The following is a 23,915-nucleotide window of genomic DNA, read 5'->3' on the forward strand; positions in this document are numbered from 1 at the left end:
CTGGTTATAGGAATTCAGATCAATTTTGACATATTCACGCTATGCAAATATTTGTCTGCTCCTGTTGCCCTGGCGATAAAGGCTGGCTAAGGTAATCAATGTCCCGCAATGGCGCGTGGCGTTAAGATTCGCGAACACTGCGGGACAGATTAATTTCCGTTGTAATCTATTGATACGTGAGTTTTTTGCAGGTGAATCATGAGCGTTCTTAACCCATGCATGACATGCGGTGCCTGTTGTGCCTATTTTCGTGTCTCCTTTTATTGGGCTGAAGGCGACGATGCCAGCGGACGCGTTCCGGCATCATTAACCGAGCCTGTTACTCCTTTTTTACGTTGTATGGTCGGTACCAACCAAAAACAGCCGCACTGTAAAGCGCTAATTGGCACGCCGGGTGAAAACGTCAGTTGCGCTATTTATGAAAACCGCCCTTCAACCTGTCGCGAATTTTCGATATCGGGCGAAGGAGGCGAAGTGAATGAGGCGTGCAATCGCGCCCGCGCGCGATACGGATTACCGCCGCTTTACAAAGATATGCTTTTCCATACAACTGCTGATGCTGCCACTGTAGAGTTATCCAGGGTACAATTGCCCGCAAATTAACACCTGCAAAACTCAAGGAGAGTGCATGTCTATCACGGCGAAGTCCGTTTACCGTGACGCCGGAAATTTTTTCCGAAATCAATTTATTACTATCTTGCTGGTTTCGTTGCTGTGCGCATTTATCACGGTGGTCTTAGGTCATGCCTTTTCACCCAGCGATGCGCAAATCGCGCAACTCAGTGAAGGAGAACATCTGGCAGGCAGCGCTGGCCTGTTTGAGCTGGTACAAAATATGACGCCGGAGCAGCAGCAGATCCTGTTGCGCGCCTCTGCCGCCTCGACGTTTTCCGGGCTTATCGGCAATGCTATTCTGGCTGGCGGTATCATCCTGATGATTCAGTTAGTTTCAGCGGGACATCGGGTTAGCGCGCTGCGCGCTATCGGCGCCAGCGCCCCTGCATTGCCTAAACTGTTTATTCTCATTTTTCTGACTACCCTGTTAGTGCAAATCGGTATAATGCTGATTGTCGTTCCGGGGATTATTATGGCCATTGTGCTGGCGCTTGCGCCAGTGATGTTGGTTGAAGAGAAAATGGGCGTGTTTGCCGCAATGCGCAGCAGTATGCGTTTAGCCTGGGCTAACATGAGACTGGTCGCGCCTGCGGTGATAGGCTGGTTACTGGCTAAAACATTGCTATTGCTGTTCGCGCCCAGCTTCGCTGTACTGACCCCAAATGTAGGCGCTGTACTGGCGAATACGTTGAGCAATCTGATTTCCGCAGTATTGCTTATCTACTTATTCCGCCTGTATATGTTGATTCGCCAATAATCCGCAATGCGCCGTTACGCGGCGCATTCGACGCTCGTTGATGATGGAATCGAAGAATGAAGCAGTTTCTGGATTTTTTACCGCTGGTTGTCTTTTTTGCGTTTTATAAACTTTATGACATCTATGCGGCGACCTCCGCACTGATTGTCGCGACGGCAATCGTGCTGATTTATAGCTGGGTGCGTTATCGGAAAATAGAGAAGATGGCGCTGATTACCTTTGTTCTGGTTGCCGTCTTCGGCGGTCTGACGCTCTTCTTCCATAACGATGAATTTATTAAATGGAAGGTGACGGTTATTTATGCGCTGTTCGCTGGCGCGCTGTTAATAAGCCAGTGGGTGATGAAAAAACCGTTAATCCAACGTATGTTAGGTAAAGAACTGGCGTTGCCGCAGCAGGTCTGGTCAAAGCTGAACCTGGCGTGGGCGCTGTTTTTTATTGTGTGCGGTCTGGCTAACATTTATATCGCCTTCTGGTTGCCGCAAAATATCTGGGTCAACTTTAAGGTTTTTGGACTCACGGCGCTGACGCTCATTTTTACCCTGCTGAGCGGCGTCTATATCTACCGGCATCTGCCACAGGAAGATAAATCATAACCCTCCCGTGACTTATCATCGCCAGACTGCGAACGCCTGGCGATATTTTCTCCACCTTTACGCCCTGCGCTTTCCCGTCAGTACCTTTATTCCCTCTATTCTCCACACAAAATTCATAGTAGCATCGCGGCTGTAATTTTTTCTGATAGTCGGTTTTACAATGACAACAATGGATAATACTCCTCAGGGCGAGCTGGTTTTACGTACATTGGCCATGCCTGCCGATACCAATGCGAACGGCGATATTTTTGGCGGCTGGCTGATGTCGCAAATGGATATTGGCGGCGCGATACTGGCCAAAGAGATCGCGCACGGTCGGGTTGTAACCGTACGCGTGGAAGGAATGACATTTCTGCGCCCCGTCGCGGTTGGCGATGTCGTATGCTGCTACGCGCGCTGCGTTAAACGCGGCACGACGTCTATTAGCATCAATATTGAAGTCTGGGTGAAAAAAGTCGCGTCAGAACCGATTGGACAGCGCTACAAGGCCACCGAGGCGCTGTTTATTTATGTTGCCGTCGATCCGGACGGTAAACCTCGCCCGCTCCCGGTTCAGGGTTAAGTATACCCGCTTACGCCGCCAGCAGGTGATGGTAATATTCCTACTGGCGGCGCCAGAGATTACTCAATCTGTGCCGTACCGTTCAGACGGAAGATAATATTGACCACCAGCCCGGAACCCGGCTTGCCTGCTTCATAGCGCCATTTGCGCATCGCATTCTTAACTTCACGCTCAAACATATTGGCTGGCTGCGCGGACAGAATCTGTACATTTTCCACTCGCCCAGCAGAGGTCACGTCAAACTTCACCTTTACGCGGCCTTCAATACGTAACGCCTGTGCTCGCGCCGGATACTGCGGCTGGTTACGGCTCAGAGCGCGAGGCCCAGTGGGCACGCTCACCGCCGGCTTGCTGGTCGCCGACGCGGTGCTGCTTGTTGGCCGCGCCGGGGCGCTATTTTCAAACGGTAAGGCAGGACGCGGCGCGGTTGGTTTGACTTCACGCTTCGGCTGCTCTTCAACCTTTTTCACCGGTTTCGGCTTCGGCTTGGGTTTTGGCTTAGGTTTGGGTTTCTCAATCACCACGGGCGCTTCTTTAGGCGGTTCAGGGATCGGCTCTGGCTCCGGTTCGGGTTCAACCACCGGCTCCGGCGGCGGCTGAACCGCCTGGGGCGGCTCCAGGTCAGCGGGTGAAACCATTGTCACCGTGATAGGCTGCGCTGGCGCAGGCAATTCAATAACCTGATGTACCGAGGTATAGAGCAAACCTGCCACTACAGCACCATGAATGCCTACGGAAAGGAGTGTCGGCCAGGGAAAGCGACGAGGTAAATCAAGGGTCATTGAAGTCATAATCGTTTCAGTTGAAAAACCAGAGCTGAATTTTAAATGCAAATAGCAATCATATTCAATAAGGCATTGCCGATAGCGGCATTTAAAAGATGATATCGCACAAAAACACCACACAAAATGTGCATGTTTAACAAAGTCGGTATCTTTACATTGCAGTTAAATGCCCTTTCCAATAACGTAATCAGCAACTTTTACCGATTAAGGAGCTCTACCCGTGCTGTATGTTATTTACGCTCAGGATAATGCCAACTCGCTTGAAAAACGCCTCTCGGTACGGCCCGCGCATCTGGCGCGCCTGCAACTTCTGCATGATGAAGGGCGATTATTAACTGCCGGGCCGATGCCCGCAGTGGACAGTAACGATCCTGGGGTAGCCGGATTTACCGGGTCAACGGTGATTGCTGAATTTGAATCTTTAGAAGCGGCGCAATCCTGGGCTGATGCGGACCCCTACGTCGCAGCGGGCGTCTATGCGCAGGTTTCGGTCAAACCATATAAGAAGATCTTTTGAAAAGGATGGCCTGTTGGGCACCGCATACGGTGCCCTTTCTGGCTCACACACCGTGAATCGCAAAGAGTAATGAATTACGCTGACGATTAAAGATGCATTTCCTGATGGTATGGATACGCATATTACGGCGTGATTGCCCTTCAAGCCAACGCGCTTTACGGCGGCTCGCCTGACGTAGCATTCGCCAGCGCCCCACTTCCGTTCTACTACGCTTCATGTTTACGACTCTCACTGTAACAGAAGCGCCATTATACCCCCTCGCCGGATGCAGACCAGCGCTTTTCCCGTGTTTTTATTTGCCATGTGAATCCTGACGCGTAAACTCTTAACAACACGCTTTCTAAAGGATTTTTAAAGTTATGACAACCTTCTACACCGTGGTGAGTTGGCTGGTCATTTTGGGATACTGGGTTCTCATTGCCGGCGTCACATTACGTATTCTAATGAAACGGCGCGCAGTTCCCTCCGCAATGGCCTGGTTATTAATCATCTATATCCTTCCGCTGGTCGGGATCATCGCCTATTTGTCCGTGGGCGAATTGCATTTAGGCAAACGTCGCGCCGAGCGTGCCCGTGCCATGTGGCCGTCTACCGCCAAATGGTTGAATGACCTCAAAGCCTGCAAACACATTTTCGCGCAAGAAAACAGTAGCGTCGCATCGTCCTTGTTTAAGCTGTGCGAACGACGTCAGGGGATTGCGGGCGTCAAAGGCAACCAGTTGCAATTGCTTACCGACTCCGATGATGTCATGCAGGCGCTTATTCGCGATATCCAACTGGCGCGGCATAATATCGAAATGGTGTTTTACATCTGGCAGCCAGGCGGCATGGCGGATCAGGTCGCTGAATCGTTAATGGCCGCCGCCCGCCGTGGCATCCACTGCCGGCTTATGCTGGATTCCGCGGGTAGCGTCGCTTTCTTCCGCAGCCCCTGGGCGGCCATGATGCGTAACGCTGGCATTGAAGTCGTAGAGGCGCTGAAGGTGAATCTGATGCGCGTCTTTTTACGCCGTATGGATCTTCGCCAGCACCGTAAAATGGTGATGATTGACAATTACATCGCCTATACCGGCAGTATGAATATGGTGGACCCGCGTTTTTTCAAACAGGATGCCGGCGTTGGGCAATGGGTCGATTTGATGGCGCGGATGGAGGGCCCCGTGGCGACAGCAATGGGGATTGTTTACTCCTGCGATTGGGAAATCGAGACGGGTAAACGCATTCTGCCTCCCCCGCCGGACGTGAATATTATGCCGTTTGAGCAGGCCAGCGGGCATACCATTCATACCATTGCTTCCGGTCCTGGTTTTCCGGAAGATCTCATTCACCAGGCACTATTAACCGCCACCTATGCTGCGCGCGAATATTTAATTATGACCACGCCATATTTCGTCCCCAGCGACGATCTGCTGCACGCCATTTGTACCGCTGCGCAGCGCGGCGTGGATGTCAGTATTATCCTGCCCCGTAAAAATGATTCACTGCTCGTCGGCTGGGCCAGTCGCGCCTTTTTTAGCGAGTTACTGGCGGCGGGCGTGAAAATCTATCAGTTCGAAGGCGGGCTGTTACATACCAAAAGCGTGCTGGTCGATGGCGAACTGAGCCTGGTCGGTACCGTGAATCTCGACATGCGTAGCCTATGGCTTAATTTCGAGATTACGCTGGTCATTGATGATACGGGTTTCGGCGCCGATCTGGCTGCGGTACAGGACGATTATATTTCGCGCTCCCGCCTGTTAGATGCGCGTTTGTGGGTAAAACGTCCGTTATGGCAGCGTATTACCGAGCGATTGTTTTACTTCTTTAGTCCATTGCTGTAAAACGTGACCAACATGAGTAAACAGGTAGTCACTATGGAAATGGATCTGAACAATCGCCTGACTGAAGACGAAACGCTTGAGCAGGCTTACGATATTTTTCTTGAGCTGGCGGCGGATAATCTTGATCCGGCTGATATCATTCTGTTCAATTTGCAATTCGAGGAGCGCGGTGGCGCGGAGTTGTTTGATCCCGCTGAAGACTGGCAAGAGCACGTCGATTTTGACCTGAATCCAGACTTTTTTGCCGAGGTGGTGATTGGCCTGGCGGATACCGAAGACGGCGAAATTAACGACATTTTTGCCCGCGTTCTGCTGTGCCGGGAAAAGGACCACAAGCTGTGCCATATTCTCTGGCGCGAATAAGCGGTTCAGGCCGGATGGCGTTTGATTGCGCCCTCCGGCAAGCCTGTTTAATCCGGTAGCTTACTGCCGCATCGGTTACAATATTGCGCGCTATGTTCATGCTGGCTTTGCTGGCACTGCGGACATTTTCGCTGCCAGTGACGTTTTTGAAACGCGCTGCTCATGTGCGTGGTAATCAGTCCTGTAGGAATCGCAATCACCGAATAACCAATCAAAATAAGCACCGACGCGACAATACGTCCCAGCGGCGTATGCGGCGTAATATCACCATACCCCACGGTTGTGACTGTCACTATCGCCCAATACACCGAGGCATTAAGCGTCGTGAAGCCATATTTCGGTCCTTCAATAAGATACATCAGGGCACCGAAAATAATCATCACGATCGCAATAAATGAATAGAACAGAATAAGCTGATGACGCGCGCTAATAATGGCGCTCCAGAATACCCGCAGGGATGGCATAAAGCGTAGCAGTTTAAGAATACGCAGCACGCGAATCGCTCGCATAGCGCGCCAGGCAAACATATAGTTCAGGCTAATTTCCGGCCACAGCCACATGACGTACAGCGGCAAAATCGTCACCAGATCAATAAATCCCCAAAAACTAAAAACGTATTTTGTCGGGTCGGGCCAGCTAAACAGTCTGAGCAAGTATTCACCGGTAAATATCAGGGTAACGCAGAGCTCCAGCCAGACAAAAATATGCCATTCATCAAATGTCAGGTGATATTCCGTTCCTACGCCTGATTCAACAAAAATGACCAGTACGCTAAGCAGCGCAAACAGCGCGCATAACCCTTCAAAACGGCGACCTGAGCGCGTAGTCAAATCGAACAGATTATGATAAAGACGACGGCGAACCGACGACAAAGAAAGTGACACGGTAACCTCACCTAAAAGAAGGGCTGACGAATTGTCAGCCCTTGCGATTATAACGGGTCTACTTTAAGGCAGGAAACGGCATGGCGAAAACTCCCTTCCAGCACCGGTCGCGTTTGCGCGCATTCTGGCCCGGCTAGCGGACAGCGTGTACGGAACACGCAGCCGGAAGGCGGGTTAATGGGCGAAGGTAATTCGCCCTCCAGCAATTGTATCTTCTTATTTCGCTCCAGATCGGGATCGGGAATCGGTACCGCCGACATCAGCGCTTTAGTATAAGGATGCAGTGGATTATGGTACACCTCATCATAGGTGCCCAATTCTACTGCATGACCGAGATACATCACCAGGACACGATCGGATATGTGCTTTACGACCGCCAGGTCGTGCGCAATAAAAATCAACGACAGCCCCATCTCTCGCTGTAACTGCTGGAGCAAATTCACTACCTGCGCCTGAATAGAAACGTCCAGCGCCGACACCGGCTCATCGCAAATAATGAGCTTAGGTTCCAGGATCAACGCCCGGGCGATACCGATGCGCTGGCACTGCCCCCCGGAAAATTCATGGGGATAACGGTTGATGAGATTCGGCAGCAGCCCCACTTTCAGCATCATGGCTTTCACGCGGTCACGCACGTCCTGGCGCGAAAGCTTAGGATGATAAGTGCGCAGCGGTTCAGCGATAATTTCGCCAATCGTCATTCGCGGGTTGAGTGACGCCAGCGGGTCCTGGAAAATCATCTGGATATCGCTGCGCACTTCGCGCCACTCATCCGCTTTCATGCCCAACAGATCTTTTCCCAGCCAGGCGACTTTACCGTCTGTCGCCTTCACCAGACCAATAATGGCGCGCGCAAACGTCGACTTGCCGCAGCCGGATTCGCCCACCACGCCCAGCGTTTCGCCTTCATACAGGCGTAGCGTAACGCCGTCCACCGCTTTCAGGGTTTTCGGCGGTTGCCAGAACCACTGCTTCCCTTCTTTGATATCAAAATGTACTTTCAGATCGGCGATTTCGAGAAGAACTTTACGTTGTTCAATCACAGCATTCATAGCAGTTCCTCCACCGGTTTAAAACAGGCGCGCAAGCGACCAGGACTGAACGCTTCAAGTGGCGGCGCATTATTGCAGATCTCCATCGCATGAGGACAACGCGGCTGGAACGGACACCCTTTAGGCAAACGCAATAAATTGGGAGGATTGCCCGGAATCGTCAGCATTTCCGCCCCCTCGCTATCCAGACGCGGCACCGCATTAAGCAGGCCTATCGAATACGGATGAACGGGCTGATAAAAGACATCGCGCGCCTTACCGTATTCCATGGTACGCCCGGCATACATTACCAGGACCTTATCGCAAATACCCGCGACCACACCCAGATCGTGGGTAATCATGATAATGGCGGTATTAAATTCGCGCTTTAGCTCATTAAGCAAGGTCATAATCTGCGCCTGCACGGTAACATCAAGCGCGGTGGTAGGCTCATCGGCAATAAGCAGTTTCGGCCTGCACAACAGCGCCATCGCAATCATCACACGTTGACGCATTCCGCCGGAAAATTCGTGCGGGTACATTTTCATCCGTTTGCGCGCTTCCGGCATTTTTACGGCATCCAGCATTCTGACGGACTCTTCAAAAGCTTCCGCTTTGCTCATCCCTTTATGCAGCATCAGGACTTCCATTAACTGCTCCCCAACGCGCATATAAGGATTTAGCGAGGTCATCGGGTCCTGAAAAATCATCGAAATCTGTTCTGCGCGCAGCGTATTCAGTTCGCGCTCAGGTAGATTAAGAATTTCACGTCCGTTAAAGATCGCGGAACCGCCGATTCGACCATTCGTCGCCAGCAGTCCCATTAATGCGAACGCCGTTTGCGATTTCCCCGATCCAGACTCGCCAACAATGCCTAACGTTTCTCCAGCGCGAAGCGTAAAGTTCAGATCGTTGACCGCCGTCACATCGCCATCAGGCGTAGCGAACGTAACACGAAGATCGTTTACCTCCAGCAGTACATTCGCCGGTTGCGGCGCCTGAGTTGCGGTTTCTGATAAGCTCATGGCTGTACTCCTTAACGATCTTTCGGGTCGAGGGCATCACGCAGGCCATCGCCAATAAAGTTAAAACAGAATAACGTCACCACGAGAAAGCCAGCCGGAAACAGCAGCAGCCACGGTGAGACTTCCATTGAATTTGCGCCATCGCTCAACAACGCTCCCCAACTGCTTAACGGTTCCTGCGTCCCAAGCCCCAGGAAACTGAGGAAAGACTCAAACAGAATCATGCTGGGCACCAGCAACGATGCATACACTACTACTACGCCCAGGACGTTAGGCACAATATGGCGGATCACAATGCTGGCGGTCGACACACCACCCACCTGCGCGGCTTCGATGAACTCTTTACGTTTAAGACTTAGGGTTTGACCACGCACGATACGCGCCATATCAAGCCAGGAGACCATGCCGATGGCGACGAAAATCAACAGAATGTTCTGCCCAAAAAACGTCACCAGCAAAATCACAAAGAACATAAACGGGAACGAGTTGAGGATCTCCAACAAACGCATCATCACAGAATCAATTTTGCCGCCCAGATACCCGGACAGCGAGCCATACAGCGTTCCGACAATGACCGCCACCAGCGCGGCGGCAATCCCGACCATCAATGAGATACGCCCGCCGATGGCAACGCGCACCAACAGATCGCGCCCGGAAGAGTCAGTACCGAAATAGTGACCGGACGCCATATCCGGCGCGCTGGACATCATGCCCCAGTCGGTATCGAAATAGGTAAATTGCGACAGCATAGGAGCCACTGTCACGAATAAGGCTATCAGAAACAGGACAATAAGACTGGCCACCGCCGCACGGTTATGCATAAAGCGCCGACGGGCATCTTGCCAAAGGCTGCGACCTTCCACCTCCAGCTTTTCACTGAAATTTTCCAGCGTCTCGCTGTTTTTCTTACTTAACATCATCGCGAGCTCCAGTATCAATAGCGAATTTTCGGGTCGATAACGGCATAGAGCACATCGACAATGGCGTTAAACAATATGGTCAGCGCCCCGACTAAAATGGTCAAACTTAACACCAGCGAGTAATCGCGGTTGAGCGCGCCATTAACGAAAAGCTGCCCAATGCCCGGTAAGCCATAAATAGTTTCAATCACCATTGAGCCGGTAATAATGCCGACAAAGGCTGGCCCCATATAGGATAAAACCGGCAGCAGCGCAGGTTTTAACGCATGGCGGAAGATGATTCTGCGCATCGGTAATCCTTTTGCCCGCGCGGTACGAATAAAGTTCGAATGCAGAACTTCAATCATTGAGCCGCGCGTAATACGAGCGATGCTGGCAATATAGGCCAGTGAAAGCGCGACCATCGGCAGGATCATAAATTTTAACGCCCCGCCGTTCCAGCCGCCGCCAGGCAGCCATTGCAAGGTTATCGCAAAGACCATCACCAGTAGCGGCGCTACCACAAAACTGGGGATAACGACGCCGGTCATGGCAAATCCCATCACCGTATAATCCCATCGCGTATTTTGCTTTAGCGCGGCAATCACGCCAGCGCTGACACCAATAATGACCGCCAGTAAAAAAGCGGCGGCGCCAAGTTTCGCCGAAACGGGGAAGCTGGCGGCAACCAGATCGTTGACCGTGTAATCTTTGTATTTAAACGATGGTCCAAAATCGCCATGCGCCAGCTGCTTCAGGTAGCTGAAGTACTGCGTCATGATAGGATCGTTCAGATGATATTTTGCTTCAATATTGGCCAGCACTTCCGGCGGCAATGCGCGCTCGCCGGTAAAAGGACTCCCCGGCGCGAGGCGCATCATAAAGAAAGAGATGGTAATAAGAATAAACAGCGTCGGAATCGCTTCCAGACAGCGGCGTAAAATAAATTTCAACATTGCCCGTACCTTCTGGCCTGTGCCTTTACTTCCCGGACGTGACAAACAGATCCGCCAGGGAACGTTATAGTGCGATGAAAAAAGACACCATGGGACAACCGCAGTTGTCCCATGTCTTGCCATTAATGTTTGATAATATATAAGTTTTTCACATAAATATTATCCAGCGGGTCTTTACCGGTATACCCGCCCACCCAGGGTTTCACCAGGCGCGCGTTAACGTAGTAATACACCGGCACAATAGCCGAGTCTTTATCTAACTGCTGCTCCGCTTTAGCGTAGAGTTCGCTGCGCTGCGTATCGTCCGCTACTTTCAGCGTGTCGGCAATCAGCTTATCAAACGCCGGGCTCTTATAATGCGCGGTGTTATTTGAACTGTCGGACAACATGGTATTCAGGAACGAGGTCGGTTCATTATAATCTGCGCACCACCCGGCTCTGGCGACATCAAAGGTGCCCTGATGACGGGTATCCAGGAAGGTTTTCCATTCCTGATTCTCCAGATTCACATTGACACCCAGATTTTTCTTCCAGATAGACGCCACGGCAATGGCCAGTTTTTTATGCAGATCGGAGGTGTTATACAGCAGGTCGAATGTTAAGGGCTTATCCGCCGTAAAGCCGGCTTCAGCCAACAATTTCTTCGCTTCTTCATTACGCTTTTGCTGGGACCATTTGAACCACTCAGGCTCTACCAGTTTTGCGCCATCGGTATACGGCGGCGTGTAGCTATAAGCGGGTAAATCGCCCTGATTTTTAACCTTATTAACAATAATGTCGCGATCTAACGCCAGTTTCAGCGCGGTACGCACGCGGACATCGTTAAACGGCGCTTTTTGATTATTAATTTCGTAATAATAGGTACACAAATAAGGGTCTACGCGAACTTCATTCGGGATCTCTTTTTTCAGTTTCTGGAATAATTCGATCGGCATATTGTTATAAGTCATATCGATCTCGCCGCTGCGGTAGCGGTTGACATCCGTCACCTCCGAAGAGATAGGCAAATAAGTCACCTGATTGATGACGGTTTTGGCGTTATCCCAGTATTGCGGGTTACGCTCCAGCACGATACGTTCGTTCACCACCCAGTTTTTTAACTTATAAGCGCCGTTAGTGACAATATTGGCCGGTTGCGTCCATTTATCGCCAAATTTTTCGACCGCTGATTTCGGTACAGGAGACACTGAAGGGTGGACCAACAATTTGTAGAAATAAGGCACCGGCTCACTTAAAGTCACTTCAAAGGTGTGATCATCAAGCGCTTTTACCCCCAGATCGGTGGCGGGTTTTTTACCGGCGATAATGTCATCGATATTAGCGATATGACCGTATTGCAGATAGCTGGCGTACGGCGATGCCGTATTAGGATCGGCCAGGCGTTGCCAGCTATAAACGAAATCATGGGCGGTAACGGGCGTACCATCTGACCATTTCGCATTTTCACGTAGATGGAATGTCCAGACTTTAAAATCTTTATTTTCCCATTTTTCCGCGACGCCCGGTGAAGGATGCCCCTCGACATCACTAATTAATAAGCCTTCAAAGAGATCACGGCTGACGTTCGATTCCGGCACGCCTTCAATTTTATGCGGGTCGAGAGACTGCACTTCTGATCCATTATTACGTACCAACGTTTGCTTGTCGGCTAACTGAACACCGGCGGGCACGTCTGCCGCAGTCGCGGCGCTGGCGGCGATGAGCGCAGTGAGTATTCCCGCTGCAATCAAACTTTTTTTCGTGATGTTAGACATTGTGTTTGTACTCCACTCATTATAATTACTGGTTTTTACCAGCCTGTTTAATCCCGTCAGGGCTCCTGTACAGCACTGGTGGTGTACTGCCAGGTCTGTCACTGCTTTTGCTATCACCGACTTTATTTATTCTGACGATTCGTTCGATCGCCTTTCGTCGATTCGGTATACGACGTACCTGCCCACGTCGCACGTTATTTCTGACAACCATGTAAATGAAAATAGTTATCAACAATGTGAAATCTTCTGCAAAATGTTTGGCCGAAAAGTATCAAATGCGTTTCTGAACCGCCAATTCATTTTACAATTTTGTTAACCAATTCTCTTTTATGGAAAATTTCCTGCCCAGAAAAACAGTTAAAGAATGTTAAAAAATTTTAATTTATTATTTATAATCAACCAGTTGAAAGAAAATCATCTCGCTGTCACATCGTAGGATATACTTGCGCCAGAAAACACACACAAATTTAACAAATGCTCATTATTTAGCACATTCATCTACGATGGAGCTGAAACAACTAATAACATTTCAATAATCCTTCATCAAGCCCCAGAGTATGGTGTGAATAAAATAACAGACCTACCGCTTCTCACGGACTCAGTAATGTTCATAATAGTTTGATTAATAAAAATAAATAGCGTTAGATTATATTAGTATTTTTTATCATTAAAACGCTGAATGCTTATCAAAGTAAGAAGTGTTACGTGGGAATGTCACTGGAAATGTCACAAGGCGGCCCCCTTAGGGCACCGCCTGTAAATCAACAGGTGGGAGTTTAGTTGAGCAAGCCGGGGAAAATGCCTTTTATTCCTGTGACAATAAATTCGATGCCGAGCGCCATTAACAACAACCCCATGATTCGGGTAATAACGTTGATACCGGTTTGCCCCAGCAAACGAACCAGCCACGGCGCCATACGGAACACGCCCCAGCAGCAAAGCGCAAAAAGCGCAATGGCAACTGAAAAACCAAGCAAATGCGCGATACTGTGATAACGCGTCCCCCAGACGATAGTGGAGCTAATCGCCCCTGGCCCCGCCATTAACGGCAGCGCTAACGGCACAACGCCAATGCTCTCGCGTATGGCCGTCTCTGACTTTTCTTGCTTGTTTTGTTTATCTTCCCCCAGCTTCCCGCTGATCATCGACATTGCAATGGTGACAACCAGGATACCGCCCGCAATTCTGAACGAATCAATAGAAATACCAAACAGCTGCAGGATGCCATCGCCGAGGAATAAGGAACTCCACAAGATAATCGCGACCGACAGATTCGCGGTGAGGTTAGTTTTATTACGCGCCGTGGCCGTCTGGTAGCTGGTCATGCTGATGAAAACGGGGATAATCCCCACCGGGTTAACCAGCGCAAAGAGCCCGATAAAGAACTTAAAGTAAACAGGAAAATCAAAAAGCGGTTGAATCACGGTTAGCTCCGAAGCGTTAGCCGGATGAAGTCAATGTTCGTTAATGATCAAAACGCGCAGAAGATACGCCTTTTATTCGCATAGTTCACCTCTTATCTACACCTAATTTCATCCATTCATCGCTGTTATTTATATGTACTCGTTATGCTAATCCACTCACTCTTCATGACAACGATTTCTTAACAATTTACATAAAAGGCTAAAATGGCCTGCTGAAAGGTGTCAGCTTTGCGTAATCTTGATTTAGATCACACAATCGCTACTCAGAAGTGAGTAATCTTGCTTACGCCACCTGGACGTAACGCGTTAGAGTTAAATGATACTAACGCAGAAGCTCTTTTAGTAAATCAGAGCGAAACGGACGTTAAGTAACCACCTGAATTTCAGGCATTTATACAAAGTATCGTCGATCTGTCTATACTCACGTATCGCGCAGATGATTTACTAAAAAAGTTTAACATTATCAGGAGAGCATTATGGCTGTTACTAATGTCGCTGAACTTAACGCACTCGTAGAGCGTGTAAAAAAAGCCCAGCGTGAATATGCCAGTTTCACTCAAGAACAGGTCGACAAAATCTTCCGCGCCGCCGCTCTGGCAGCCGCTGATGCCCGCATTCCGCTGGCCAAAATGGCCGTCGCCGAATCCGGTATGGGTATCGTGGAAGACAAAGTGATTAAAAACCACTTCGCTTCTGAATATATTTACAACGCTTATAAAGATGAAAAAACCTGCGGCGTGCTGTCTGAAGACGACACCTTCGGGACCATCACCATTGCTGAACCTATCGGCATTATTTGCGGTATCGTTCCAACCACTAACCCGACCTCTACCGCGATCTTCAAATCGCTGATTAGCCTGAAGACCCGTAACGCCATCATCTTTTCTCCGCATCCGCGCGCTAAAGAAGCAACCAACAAAGCGGCAGACATCGTTCTGCAAGCGGCTATCGCTGCCGGCGCGCCGAAAGATCTGATTGGCTGGATCGATCAACCTTCCGTAGAACTGTCTAATGCGCTGATGCACCACCCGGATATTAACCTGATCCTTGCGACGGGCGGTCCAGGCATGGTTAAAGCAGCATACAGCTCCGGTAAACCTGCTATCGGCGTAGGCGCAGGCAACACCCCGGTTGTCATTGATGAAACCGCTGATATCAAACGCGCTGTGGCGTCTGTTCTGATGTCTAAAACCTTCGATAACGGCGTAATCTGTGCTTCTGAACAGTCTGTTGTCGTTGTTGATTCCGTCTATGATGCCGTTCGCGAACGTTTCGCCAGCCACGGCGGCTACATGCTGCAGGGCCAGGAACTGAAAGCGGTTCAAAACGTTATCCTGAAAAATGGCGCTCTGAACGCCGCTATCGTTGGTCAGCCAGCCTACAAAATCGCTGAACTGGCAGGCTTCTCCGTACCAGAAACCACCAAGATTCTGATCGGTGAAGTTACGGTCGTTGATGAAAGCGAACCGTTCGCACACGAAAAACTGTCTCCGACTCTGGCGATGTATCGTGCGAAAGATTTCGAAGAAGCGGTAGAAAAAGCAGAAAAACTGGTCGCTATGGGCGGTATCGGTCACACCTCCTGCCTGTACACTGACCAGGATAACCAGCCAGAACGCGTTGCTTACTTCGGTCAGATGATGAAAACCGCGCGTATCCTGATCAACACCCCGGCCTCTCAGGGTGGTATCGGTGATCTGTACAACTTCAAACTCGCACCTTCCCTGACGTTGGGTTGTGGTTCCTGGGGTGGTAACTCCATCTCTGAAAACGTTGGTCCGAAACACCTGATCAACAAGAAAACCGTTGCTAAGCGAGCTGAAAACATGTTGTGGCACAAACTTCCGAAATCTATCTACTTCCGCCGTGGCTCTCTGCCCATCGCGCTGGATGAAGTGATTACTGATGGCCACAAACGTGCGCTCATCGTGACTGACCGCTTCCTGTTCAACAACGGCTATGCAGACCAGATCACCTCTGTGTTGAAAGCGGCTGGCGTTGAAACCGAAGTCTTCTTCGAAGTTGAAGCCGACCCGACGCTTTCCGTTGTTCGCAAAGGCGCTGAGCTGGCGAACTCCTTCAAACCGGACGTGATTATCGCGCTGGGCGGTGGTTCCCCGATGGACGCCGCGAAAATCATGTGGGTCATGTACGAACATCCGGAAACTCACTTTGAAGAACTGGCGCTGCGCTTTATGGACATCCGTAAACGTATCTACAAGTTCCCGAAAATGGGCGTGAAAGCGAAAATGATCGCCGTCACCACCACTTCCGGTACCGGTTCTGAAGTCACACCGTTTGCGGTTGTGACCGACGATGCAACTGGTCAGAAATATCCGCTGGCTGACTACGCCCTGACCCCGGATATGGCGATTGTCGATGCCAACCTGGTGATGGATATGCCGAAGTCCCTGTGTGCGTTCGGTGGTCTGGATGCGGTAACTCACGCCCTGGAAGCTTACGTTTCCGTACTGGCTTCTGAGTTCTCTGACGGTCAGGCTCTGCAGGCTCTGAAACTGCTGAAAGAAAACCTGCCGGCGTCTTACCACGAAGGGTCTAAAAACCCGGTTGCGCGTGAACGTGTTCACAGTGCAGCGACTATCGCCGGTATCGCGTTTGCCAACGCCTTCCTCGGTGTATGTCACTCCATGGCGCACAAACTGGGCTCTCAGTTCCACATTCCGCACGGTCTGGCGAACGCCCTGCTGATTTGTAACGTTATCCGCTACAACGCGAATGACAACCCGACCAAGCAGACCGCTTTCAGCCAGTACGATCGTCCGCAGGCACGCCGTCGTTACGCTGAAATTGCTGACCACCTGGGCCTGAGCGCGCCGGGCGACCGTACCGCCGCTAAGATTGAAAAACTGCTGGCATGGCTGGAAAGCATTAAAGCTGAGCTGGGTATTCCTAAGTCTATCCGTGAAGCAGGCGTGCAGGAAGCTGACTTCCTGGCACACGTTGACAAACTGTCTGAAGATGCCTTCGATGACCAGTGCACCGGCGCTAACCCGCGTTATCCGCTGATCTCCGAACTGAAACAGATTCTGCTGGATACCTACTACGGTCGTGATTTCACCGAAGGTGAAGTTGCAGCGAAGAAAGACGTCGTTGCCGCACCGAAAGCAGAGAAAAAAGCGAAAAAATCCGCTTAATTCGTTATCTGCTTTAGCATGACAATAACGGCCTCAATTGAGGCCGTTTTTTTGTTTTACCTGTTTACCTGATGCCTGAAGGCGCTATGCTGATCATCTGGCCTACGTGCTCACGGCACGCCCTTCGTCTGGAGGCCTGAATAATGACCTCCAAAGCGCTACAGGGCGTTTTATAAGCCGATCTTTACCTCAGGTATCATATGTGCCGATGACGCTCCTGAATCGCCGTCAGTGAGCCCTCCTCCAGCGCGTCCTTATAATGCTTACGGCAAACTGAAACGTAGCGTTCATTCCCGCCAATAACCACCTGTTCGCCTTCGTTATAAGGCCTGCCGTCCTGATCAAGTCGCAGAACCATACTGGCTTTACGACCGCAGAAACAGATAGTTTTTAATTCCACCAGCTTATCTGACCATGCCAGCAAGTATTGGCTGCCGACAAAGAGCTCCCCACGAAAGTCTGTTCGTAGCCCATAGCAGAGTACTGGAATATCTAATTTGTCGACAACCTCGGATAATTGATAAACCTGCTGGCGAGTCAAAAACTGGCTTTCGTCGACTAACACGCAATGTATTGTCTGCCGCGCGCTCTCGGCACGAATCTCTTCAAACAAGGATGTATTTTGGTTAAACAATTTTGCCGGCGACGACAAACCGATACGAGAGCTGACTTTGCCTGCGCCGAAACGATCGTCGATTTCCGCCGTATATACGACGGTACGCATCCCGCGTTCCTGATAATTGTATGAAGATTGCAGCAGTGCAGTCGACTTACCCGCATTCATTGCCGAATAGTAGAAATATAGCTGTGCCATTGGTCGCAGGACCTCACCTGAGTGAAATAAAGATTGGCGGGATTGTACCATAATTTACCGACGCGACGGCGCGGCTCGCGCTCCGGTGAGTATTAAGAATTGTACAAACATCGCTCACTATACCCAAAATAATTCGAGTTGCTTAAAGGCGGCAAGGGAGTGAGTCCCCAGGAGCATAGATAACTATGTGACTGGGGTGAGCGAGCGTAGCCAACACATAAGCAACTTGAAGTATGAAGGGTATATACACATTCCTTCACAAATTATGCCGTTAAAATTCATCAACAATGCTTATCATCACCCGCCAATATGAAAACCTTGTACTTATTGTTACCGTTACTCATACCCGGTGCAAAGTAATAGGGTTTTCTTGTAAGGAAAGCTAATACAAGAGATTGATATCTCTGCAATGAGATCGTATTTCATCATGATAAAATGTGACCTGACTCCTAAATTTTTAGCGACAGACGATGAGTATCCCCCCTGCCAATAAGCTCTTTTTTGTGCGTCGCCTCAAGGAAAATTTAAGTTGAGATAATTAAAACGTGTGCTTAATAAAGCGTAATTTTGAATTCCTTACATTCCTGGCTATTGCACAACTGAATTTATCGCTCTATTATTAGCTCAACAAACCACCCCAATATAAGTTTGAGATTACTACAATGAGCGAAGCACTTAAAATTCTGAACAACATCCGTACTCTTCGTGCGCAGGCAAGAGAATGTACTCTGGAAACGCTTGAAGAAATGCTGGAAAAATTAGAAGTTGTCGTTAATGAGCGTCGTGAAGAAGAAAGCGCTGCTGCTGCTGAAGTGGAAGAACGCACTCGTAAACTGCAACAGTATCGTGAAATGTTAATTGCCGACGGCATTGACCCGAATGAACTGCTGAATAGCATGGCTGCCGCTAAATCCGGCACCAAAGCTAAACGCGCAGCTCGTCCGGCTAAATATAGCTATGTTGACGAAAACGGTGAAACTAAAACCTGGACTGGCCAGGGTCGTACACCGGCTGTAATCAAAAAAGCAATGGAAGAACAAGGTAAGCAACTGGAAGATTTCCTGATCAAGGAATAATTTACTTCCTGGATGCTTAAAATCCCGCCACTGGCGGGATTTTTTTTGCCTGAGTTCTCCGCTGACGACCCCGGGCATAAAAAAAGCGCCGGATTTACCAGCGCTTCTGTTAAAAAATTTATAACGTATCGTTACTTCTTAATACCCATTTCTTCTTCAAGCCAGGCTTTAAATTCAGCACCCAGCGAATTATGACGGATGCCATATTCAACGAATGCCTGCATATATCCTAACTTATTACCACAGTCATGGCTTTTACCCTTCATGTGGTAGGCTTCAACCGTTTCTTTTTCGATCAGCATATCGATAGCATCGGTCAACTGAATTTCATCCCCGGCGCCCGGAGGGGTTTTCGCCAGCAACGCCCAGATATCCGCGCTCAACACATAACGCCCAACAATCGCAAGGTTAGACGGCGCGACATCCGCTTTTGGTTTTTCAACCACGCCAACCATCGGCACACTTTCGCCCGGCGCCAGCTCGACGCCTTTGCAATCTACCACGCCGTATGCAGTCACATCTTCTACCGGCTCAACCATAATCTGGCTATTGCCGGTTTCGTCGAAACGGCGGATCATTTCAGCCAGGTTATCCTGAGACAGGTCGGACTCATATTCGTCAAGAATAACGTCTGGCAGAATAACAGCGACAGGTTCGTTTCCGACAACGGGATGCGCGCACAATACGGCATGGCCCAGGCCTTTTGCCAGCCCTTGACGTACCTGCATAATAGTGACATGCGGAGGGCAAATAGACTGGACCTCTTCCAGAAGCTGACGCTTAACGCGTTTTTCCAGCATCGCTTCCAGCTCAAAACTGGTATCAAAGTGGTTTTCAATAGAGTTTTTAGACGAGTGCGTCACAAGCACGATTTCAGTAATGCCAGCAGCGATACATTCGTTCACGACGTACTGAATTAATGGCTTATCAACCAGCGGCAGCATCTCTTTCGGGATAGCTTTGGTCGCTGGCAGCATCCTGGTTCCCAATCCCGCGACCGGGATAACGGCTTTTTTGACTTTCGAATTAAGGGCAGCCATTTAAAATTCTCCTGGACTGTTCATGTATTGAACGTGTTCATTAATCTGTATCGTGTTCCAGTATATCAGTACCAGAACAAGCCTCAGGTCCAAAAAGGACTTATATTGGTATAATTAAGACAAATACTTATAAATCTGCCGCAGATAGTAACACTCGTCGGGAAAGGCAGGTAAAGCAATTTCCGCTCACTCTTCCGTTTGGTCATTCCGCAGACAACATCAATCGCAGACGCCCTCCTGCGCCCCATATTTGACACTGCCATGAGTCGCAACGCTGGCTTAATTGGTTAAGGTAGGCGTTACCCAATGTTCCTAGCGGCACGCCGCTGCTAATTTGAACCTGATGAGCGCCCGTATTTAAGGTGGCGTTCAATCCGGCGGAGACGAGAATCAAATTTTTGAGCTCACTGTGATAGTAGCCGACAAATAGCGGGAATTGCCCAGGTAAATTGGCTTGTCTGAGCAGATGATTTACCTGTTTTAATAGCGCGCCTAACTCCGGTAAACGGTGCTTTTGTTGGCCGAGCTGATCCTGCAATAAGCCGTTAAATAGCGCTCGCAGCAACAATGCGGCTAACACGCCGTTATCGCCCGCCCGGGTGACATCCAGGCAATAAAATGCCAGTTCGTTATCAGATAGCGGCGCAATATCCAGCACCAGTCCAGGCTGATCGGCGGAGACGAGCTGCCGGTAATTAATGCGGCAATGAGAAATCACCTGCTGTACCGGGGGCTGCAATTCCTGCAACAATTGCGCTGCGGCGGTCGGATTACTCACCATTGCATCCCAGTCACGAAACAGGCGTTCTTCTTCTTCAACCCGCGAGTTAAACATATTAGGGTATAAGCAAGCGAATACGGTTTCCCGCAAGCGGTTGAGATCTTTTACCGGCTTCAGCAAGACATCTTCAACCCCAAGGCGTAACGCTTTGGCGATATCCGCCATATTTTCTGTTGCGGAAATAACCAGAATAGGCGTCTGGTCTCCGCGATTACGTAAGTTTTCTACCAGTTTGAGACCGTTCATTCTCGGCATAGCGATATCACATATCATGAGATCAGGGGTAAAACGCCCCATCAACTCCAGGGCATCCACCCCGTCGCCTGCCAATGCCGTTGTCGCTCCCAAAGAGGAAAACCACGAATCCAGAAGCGAGCGAAATACAGGCTCGTCTTCAACAATAAGAATCTGTTTTCCGACCAATGGCTGCGTCATGTTCTCTCCCCTGACTGGCTTTAATCAATAGTGGCATGGTATTGCCGCTTGCGCCTGTCAGAATTTGCTTAAGTGATCGTAAAAGGTACATTAAACGTCGGTACGCACCAAGGGTATAAGTTCGTCCATCTTTTTCTCTACGGCTAACTGACCCGCCGCAATAGCGGCATGGGCGCGATGAAAATCCAGCGTAGAGATTTGCGGACAGAATGGTTGAATGAGAATATCAGGCGGATCGCCAGCCATACGGTTACGTTTAAGACGATTTTCCAACACCTGAATGGAGGTTGTCATGATTTCCATTGCCCCAGGCGAACTCACGCCACGGCGTGAAGTCAGGCTACTGAAACGTTCTTTTAAACGCTTATGCCAGGGCAGCGCATCATCGCTCTCTTCATTGATATTCCCGACATTTACAGAGAGCAAATCTTGCTGCATGAGGTGGGCATCATGTTGCAGATCTACCGCAATAACGATATCAGCCCCTAGCGCCCTGGTTAACGAAACAGGTACCGGATTAACGACTGCGCCATCTACCAGCCAGTAACCGTTATGTTCAACCGGAGACATCAGCCCTGGCATACTGCACGACGCGCGTACGGCAAGGTGTAGATCGCCTTCAGTAAACCATAGCTCTCGTCCCGTGCTAAGATTCGTCGCGACCGCGCCAAAACGTCTTGAACAGTGGTCAAAATCCGTGACGGGCATAATATCCCGATAGTGATTAAATACACGTTCGCCGCGAAGCAACCCTCCTCTGCCCCAGGATACATCCATCAGGCGTAAAACATCCCAGTAGCGGAATGAACATACCCACTGTTCAAGCGCCGATAATTTATTACAGGCATACGCGGCGCCGACCAGTGAACCTATTGAGCATCCCGCAACGATATCAATATCAATGCCTGTTTGCTTGAGGGCTTTGATGACCCCAATATGAGACCATCCTCTCGCTGCGCCAGATCCCAGCGCCAGCCCTATTTTCATTTTTCTCATCGTACTTAACGACTTCCCCTGGCTTCAAGACGTAGCAACATCGCCACTGCTCAGTTAACATAATGCCACCCTGGCGTTCAACGCCGTTTTTTATATTCAGGGAGATTATTGTGTCTCAGCCTTGTCCCTGTGGTAGCGCTGACGAGTATAGCCTATGTTGTGGTCGTATTGTGTCCGGAGAACGAGTAGCACCCGATCCGTCACATCTCATGCGCTCTCGTTACTGCGCTTTTGTGATGAAAGACGCAGATTACTTAATTAAGAGCTGGCATCCAACCTGCAATGCGGCCGCGTTTCGTGATGATATCATCGCCGGATTTGCCAATACCAGGTGGCTCGGCCTGACTATTTTTGAACATACCTGGTCAGAAGCAGAAAATACAGGGTATGTTAGTTTTATCGCGCGCTTTTCCGAACAAGGGAAAACCGGGGCGATTATCGAACGCTCTCGTTTTATCAAAGAAAACGGTCAGTGGTATTATATTGACGGTACCCGCCCGCAGTTGGGTCGAAATGATCCCTGCCCGTGCGGTTCAGGCAAAAAATTTAAAAAGTGCTGCGGCCAGTGATGCCTGACAGTATCGATACAACAAACACTCTCAACAGGATTTTTCCGGCAATGCAATCACTACAACGTAAAGTTCTGCGTACTATTTGTCCCGACCAAAAAGGCCTTATCGCGCGGATTACCAACATTTGCTATAAGCACGAGCTTAATATTGTGCAAAACAATGAATTTGTGGACCATCGCACCGGACGCTTTTTTATGCGGACCGAGCTGGAAGGCATCTTCAATGATTCCACTCTTCTGGCCGATCTGGACAGCGCCTTACCGGAAGGCTCTGTTCGTGAACTCAATCCCGCCGGACGCCGTCGGGTAGTGATTCTGGTTACCAAAGAGGCGCATTGTCTGGGCGACCTGCTGATGAAAGCCAACTATGGCGGGCTGGATGTTGAAATCGCTGCGGTCATTGGCAACCATGAAACGTTACGCTCGCTGGTTGAACGTTTTGAGATTCCTTTCGAACTGGTCAGCCATGAGGGATTAACGCGTGAAGAGCATGACACGAAGATGGCGGACGCCATTGATGCCCATCAACCGGACTATGTGGTGCTGGCCAAGTATATGCGTGTTTTGACGCCAGGTTTTGTGGCGCGCTTCCCGAACAAAATTATCAATATCCACCACTCATTCCTGCCGGCGTTTATCGGCGCACGCCCTTATCATCAGGCCTATGAGCGCGGCGTGAAAATCATCGGCGCTACCGCGCACTATGTGAATGATAATCTGGATGAAGGCCCAATCATTATGCAGGACGTGATTCACGTCGATCACACCTACACCGCAGAAGATATGATGCGTGCCGGGCGCGACGTTGAGAAAAACGTATTAAGCCGCGCGCTTTATCAGGTTCTGGCGCAGCGGGTCTTTGTTTACGGCAATCGGACGATTATTCTTTAATCGTCAGTAATATGAATTGATTAGCTTTAATCCGTTACGGATGAAAAGTACGCAAACAGTTCATTTCAGGCAAAGGAATGCTTTACAGCGGCGTGTCATTTGATATGATGCGCCCCGCTTCCCGAAAGGAAGCAGGCCAGTATTAAGCATTACCCCGTGGTGGGGTTC

Annotated in this window: 24 protein-coding genes; 11 read left to right on the forward strand and 13 right to left on the reverse strand. The window is 49.8% G+C overall.

All coding sequences use genetic code 11. The features are described 5' to 3' along the window. Window positions 1–198: 198 nt before the first annotated feature. The 4 genes from ACLJRE_RS06965 to yciA all read left to right on the forward strand — a co-directional run bounded on the left by ACLJRE_RS06965 (window position 199) and on the right by yciA (window position 2,530). Complete coding sequence (locus ACLJRE_RS06965; RefSeq protein WP_023212468.1) at window positions 199–603, forward strand: YkgJ family cysteine cluster protein; 405 nt, start codon at window positions 199–201, stop codon at window positions 601–603. Between the two features lie 25 nt (window positions 604–628). Then, window positions 629–1,372 carry a YciC family protein gene (locus ACLJRE_RS06970; RefSeq protein WP_000028507.1) on the forward strand — a complete coding sequence of 248 codons (744 nt, stop codon included), beginning with the start codon at window positions 629–631 and terminating at the stop codon, window positions 1,370–1,372. Window positions 1,373–1,428: 56 nt separating this feature from the next. Next, window positions 1,429–1,968 (forward strand): septation protein A, encoded by a 540-nt coding sequence (locus ACLJRE_RS06975; protein WP_000808683.1) that lies wholly within the window; start codon window positions 1,429–1,431, stop codon window positions 1,966–1,968. A 160-nt stretch (window positions 1,969–2,128) separates the two neighbouring features. Then, window positions 2,129–2,530, forward strand: a complete 402-nt coding sequence (gene yciA, locus ACLJRE_RS06980) for an acyl-CoA thioester hydrolase YciA (RefSeq protein ID WP_000210317.1) — start codon at window positions 2,129–2,131, stop codon at window positions 2,528–2,530. A 59-nt stretch (window positions 2,531–2,589) separates the two neighbouring features. On the opposite strand, the gene tonB is transcribed toward yciA, so the two are convergent. Continuing rightward, window positions 2,590–3,312: a TonB system transport protein TonB gene (gene tonB, locus ACLJRE_RS06985; RefSeq protein WP_023212469.1), complete on the reverse strand. Its 723-nt coding sequence runs from the start codon at window positions 3,310–3,312 to the stop codon at window positions 2,590–2,592. A 223-nt stretch (window positions 3,313–3,535) separates the two neighbouring features. Between tonB and ACLJRE_RS06990 the strand changes: the two genes are divergently transcribed. After that, window positions 3,536–3,832, forward strand: a complete 297-nt coding sequence (locus ACLJRE_RS06990; RefSeq protein WP_000967605.1) for a YciI family protein — start codon at window positions 3,536–3,538, stop codon at window positions 3,830–3,832. A 43-nt stretch (window positions 3,833–3,875) separates the two neighbouring features. Here ACLJRE_RS06990 and ACLJRE_RS06995 read toward each other — a convergent pair whose 3' ends face one another. Next, complete coding sequence (locus ACLJRE_RS06995; RefSeq protein ID WP_001531561.1) at window positions 3,876–4,049, reverse strand: YciY family protein; 174 nt, start codon at window positions 4,047–4,049, stop codon at window positions 3,876–3,878. A gap of 142 nt (window positions 4,050–4,191) precedes the next feature. Between ACLJRE_RS06995 and cls the strand changes: the two genes are divergently transcribed. Together cls and ACLJRE_RS07005 are read left to right on the forward strand one after the other, a co-directional pair. Continuing rightward, window positions 4,192–5,652 (forward strand): cardiolipin synthase, encoded by a 1,461-nt coding sequence (gene cls / locus ACLJRE_RS07000; protein ID WP_000206886.1) that lies wholly within the window; start codon window positions 4,192–4,194, stop codon window positions 5,650–5,652. A gap of 33 nt (window positions 5,653–5,685) precedes the next feature. After that, the gene (locus tag ACLJRE_RS07005; RefSeq protein ID WP_000425070.1) at window positions 5,686–6,015 is read left to right on the forward strand and encodes an HI1450 family dsDNA-mimic protein; all 330 of its coding nucleotides are present in this window, start codon (window positions 5,686–5,688) and stop codon (window positions 6,013–6,015) included. A gap of 47 nt (window positions 6,016–6,062) precedes the next feature. Here the strand turns inward: ACLJRE_RS07005 and ACLJRE_RS07010 are convergent, their stop codons facing one another. The 7 genes from ACLJRE_RS07010 to ACLJRE_RS07040 all read right to left on the reverse strand — a co-directional run bounded on the left by ACLJRE_RS07010 (window position 6,063) and on the right by ACLJRE_RS07040 (window position 13,988). Next, window positions 6,063–6,899, reverse strand: coding sequence for an ion transporter (locus tag ACLJRE_RS07010; RefSeq protein ID WP_000059073.1), 837 nt, complete (start codon window positions 6,897–6,899; stop codon window positions 6,063–6,065). Window positions 6,900–6,946: 47 nt separating this feature from the next. Continuing rightward, window positions 6,947–7,951, reverse strand: coding sequence for a murein tripeptide/oligopeptide ABC transporter ATP-binding protein OppF (gene oppF, locus ACLJRE_RS07015; protein ID WP_000994698.1), 1,005 nt, complete (start codon window positions 7,949–7,951; stop codon window positions 6,947–6,949). Next, the gene (locus ACLJRE_RS07020; RefSeq protein WP_023212470.1) at window positions 7,948–8,955 is read right to left on the reverse strand and encodes an ABC transporter ATP-binding protein; all 1,008 of its coding nucleotides are present in this window, start codon (window positions 8,953–8,955) and stop codon (window positions 7,948–7,950) included. The genes oppF and ACLJRE_RS07020 overlap by 4 nt, the downstream gene beginning before the upstream one ends. An 11-nt stretch (window positions 8,956–8,966) precedes the next feature. Further along, a complete protein-coding gene (oppC, locus tag ACLJRE_RS07025; protein WP_000979653.1) occupies window positions 8,967–9,875 on the reverse strand; it encodes an oligopeptide ABC transporter permease OppC in 909 nt (302 codons plus the stop codon). A gap of 14 nt (window positions 9,876–9,889) precedes the next feature. Then, window positions 9,890–10,810: an oligopeptide ABC transporter permease OppB gene (oppB, locus tag ACLJRE_RS07030; RefSeq protein ID WP_000911097.1), complete on the reverse strand. Its 921-nt coding sequence runs from the start codon at window positions 10,808–10,810 to the stop codon at window positions 9,890–9,892. A gap of 122 nt (window positions 10,811–10,932) precedes the next feature. Further along, on the reverse strand, window positions 10,933–12,564 hold the full coding sequence (gene oppA, locus ACLJRE_RS07035) for an oligopeptide ABC transporter substrate-binding protein OppA (RefSeq protein WP_001521098.1): 1,632 nt from the start codon (window positions 12,562–12,564) through the stop codon (window positions 10,933–10,935). A gap of 776 nt (window positions 12,565–13,340) precedes the next feature. Next, window positions 13,341–13,988, reverse strand: coding sequence for a YchE family NAAT transporter (locus tag ACLJRE_RS07040; protein ID WP_000615840.1), 648 nt, complete (start codon window positions 13,986–13,988; stop codon window positions 13,341–13,343). A 476-nt stretch (window positions 13,989–14,464) separates the two neighbouring features. Between ACLJRE_RS07040 and adhE the strand changes: the two genes are divergently transcribed. After that, complete coding sequence (gene adhE / locus ACLJRE_RS07045) at window positions 14,465–17,143, forward strand: bifunctional acetaldehyde-CoA/alcohol dehydrogenase (RefSeq protein WP_000301678.1); 2,679 nt, start codon at window positions 14,465–14,467, stop codon at window positions 17,141–17,143. Window positions 17,144–17,339: 196 nt separating this feature from the next. On the opposite strand, the gene tdk is transcribed toward adhE, so the two are convergent. After that, entirely contained in the window at window positions 17,340–17,957 is a 618-nt protein-coding gene (gene tdk / locus ACLJRE_RS07050) for a thymidine kinase (protein WP_000068097.1), read from the reverse strand. Between the two features lie 662 nt (window positions 17,958–18,619). Between tdk and hns the strand changes: the two genes are divergently transcribed. Further along, entirely contained in the window at window positions 18,620–19,033 is a 414-nt protein-coding gene (hns, locus tag ACLJRE_RS07055; RefSeq protein WP_001287383.1) for a histone-like nucleoid-structuring protein H-NS, read from the forward strand. Between the two features lie 131 nt (window positions 19,034–19,164). Here the strand turns inward: hns and galU are convergent, their stop codons facing one another. The 3 genes from galU to rssA all read right to left on the reverse strand — a co-directional run bounded on the left by galU (window position 19,165) and on the right by rssA (window position 22,285). Then, entirely contained in the window at window positions 19,165–20,073 is a 909-nt protein-coding gene (gene galU, locus ACLJRE_RS07060) for a UTP--glucose-1-phosphate uridylyltransferase GalU (protein WP_000729450.1), read from the reverse strand. A 202-nt stretch (window positions 20,074–20,275) separates the two neighbouring features. Beyond that, window positions 20,276–21,289, reverse strand: coding sequence for a two-component system response regulator RssB (rssB, locus tag ACLJRE_RS07065; RefSeq protein WP_000193432.1), 1,014 nt, complete (start codon window positions 21,287–21,289; stop codon window positions 20,276–20,278). Between the two features lie 90 nt (window positions 21,290–21,379). Further along, on the reverse strand, window positions 21,380–22,285 hold the full coding sequence (gene rssA / locus ACLJRE_RS07070; protein ID WP_001230575.1) for a patatin-like phospholipase RssA: 906 nt from the start codon (window positions 22,283–22,285) through the stop codon (window positions 21,380–21,382). Between the two features lie 110 nt (window positions 22,286–22,395). Between rssA and ACLJRE_RS07075 the strand changes: the two genes are divergently transcribed. Then, window positions 22,396–22,854, forward strand: a complete 459-nt coding sequence (locus ACLJRE_RS07075) for a YchJ family protein (RefSeq protein WP_001540172.1) — start codon at window positions 22,396–22,398, stop codon at window positions 22,852–22,854. Between the two features lie 50 nt (window positions 22,855–22,904). Further along, on the forward strand, window positions 22,905–23,747 hold the full coding sequence (gene purU, locus ACLJRE_RS07080; RefSeq protein ID WP_001191156.1) for a formyltetrahydrofolate deformylase: 843 nt from the start codon (window positions 22,905–22,907) through the stop codon (window positions 23,745–23,747). Window positions 23,748–23,915: the final 168 nt, after the last annotated feature.

The organism is Salmonella sp. SAL04157 (genome assembly GCF_046551635.1).
GTDB classification, from domain to species: Bacteria; Pseudomonadota; Gammaproteobacteria; order Enterobacterales; family Enterobacteriaceae; genus Salmonella; species Salmonella enterica.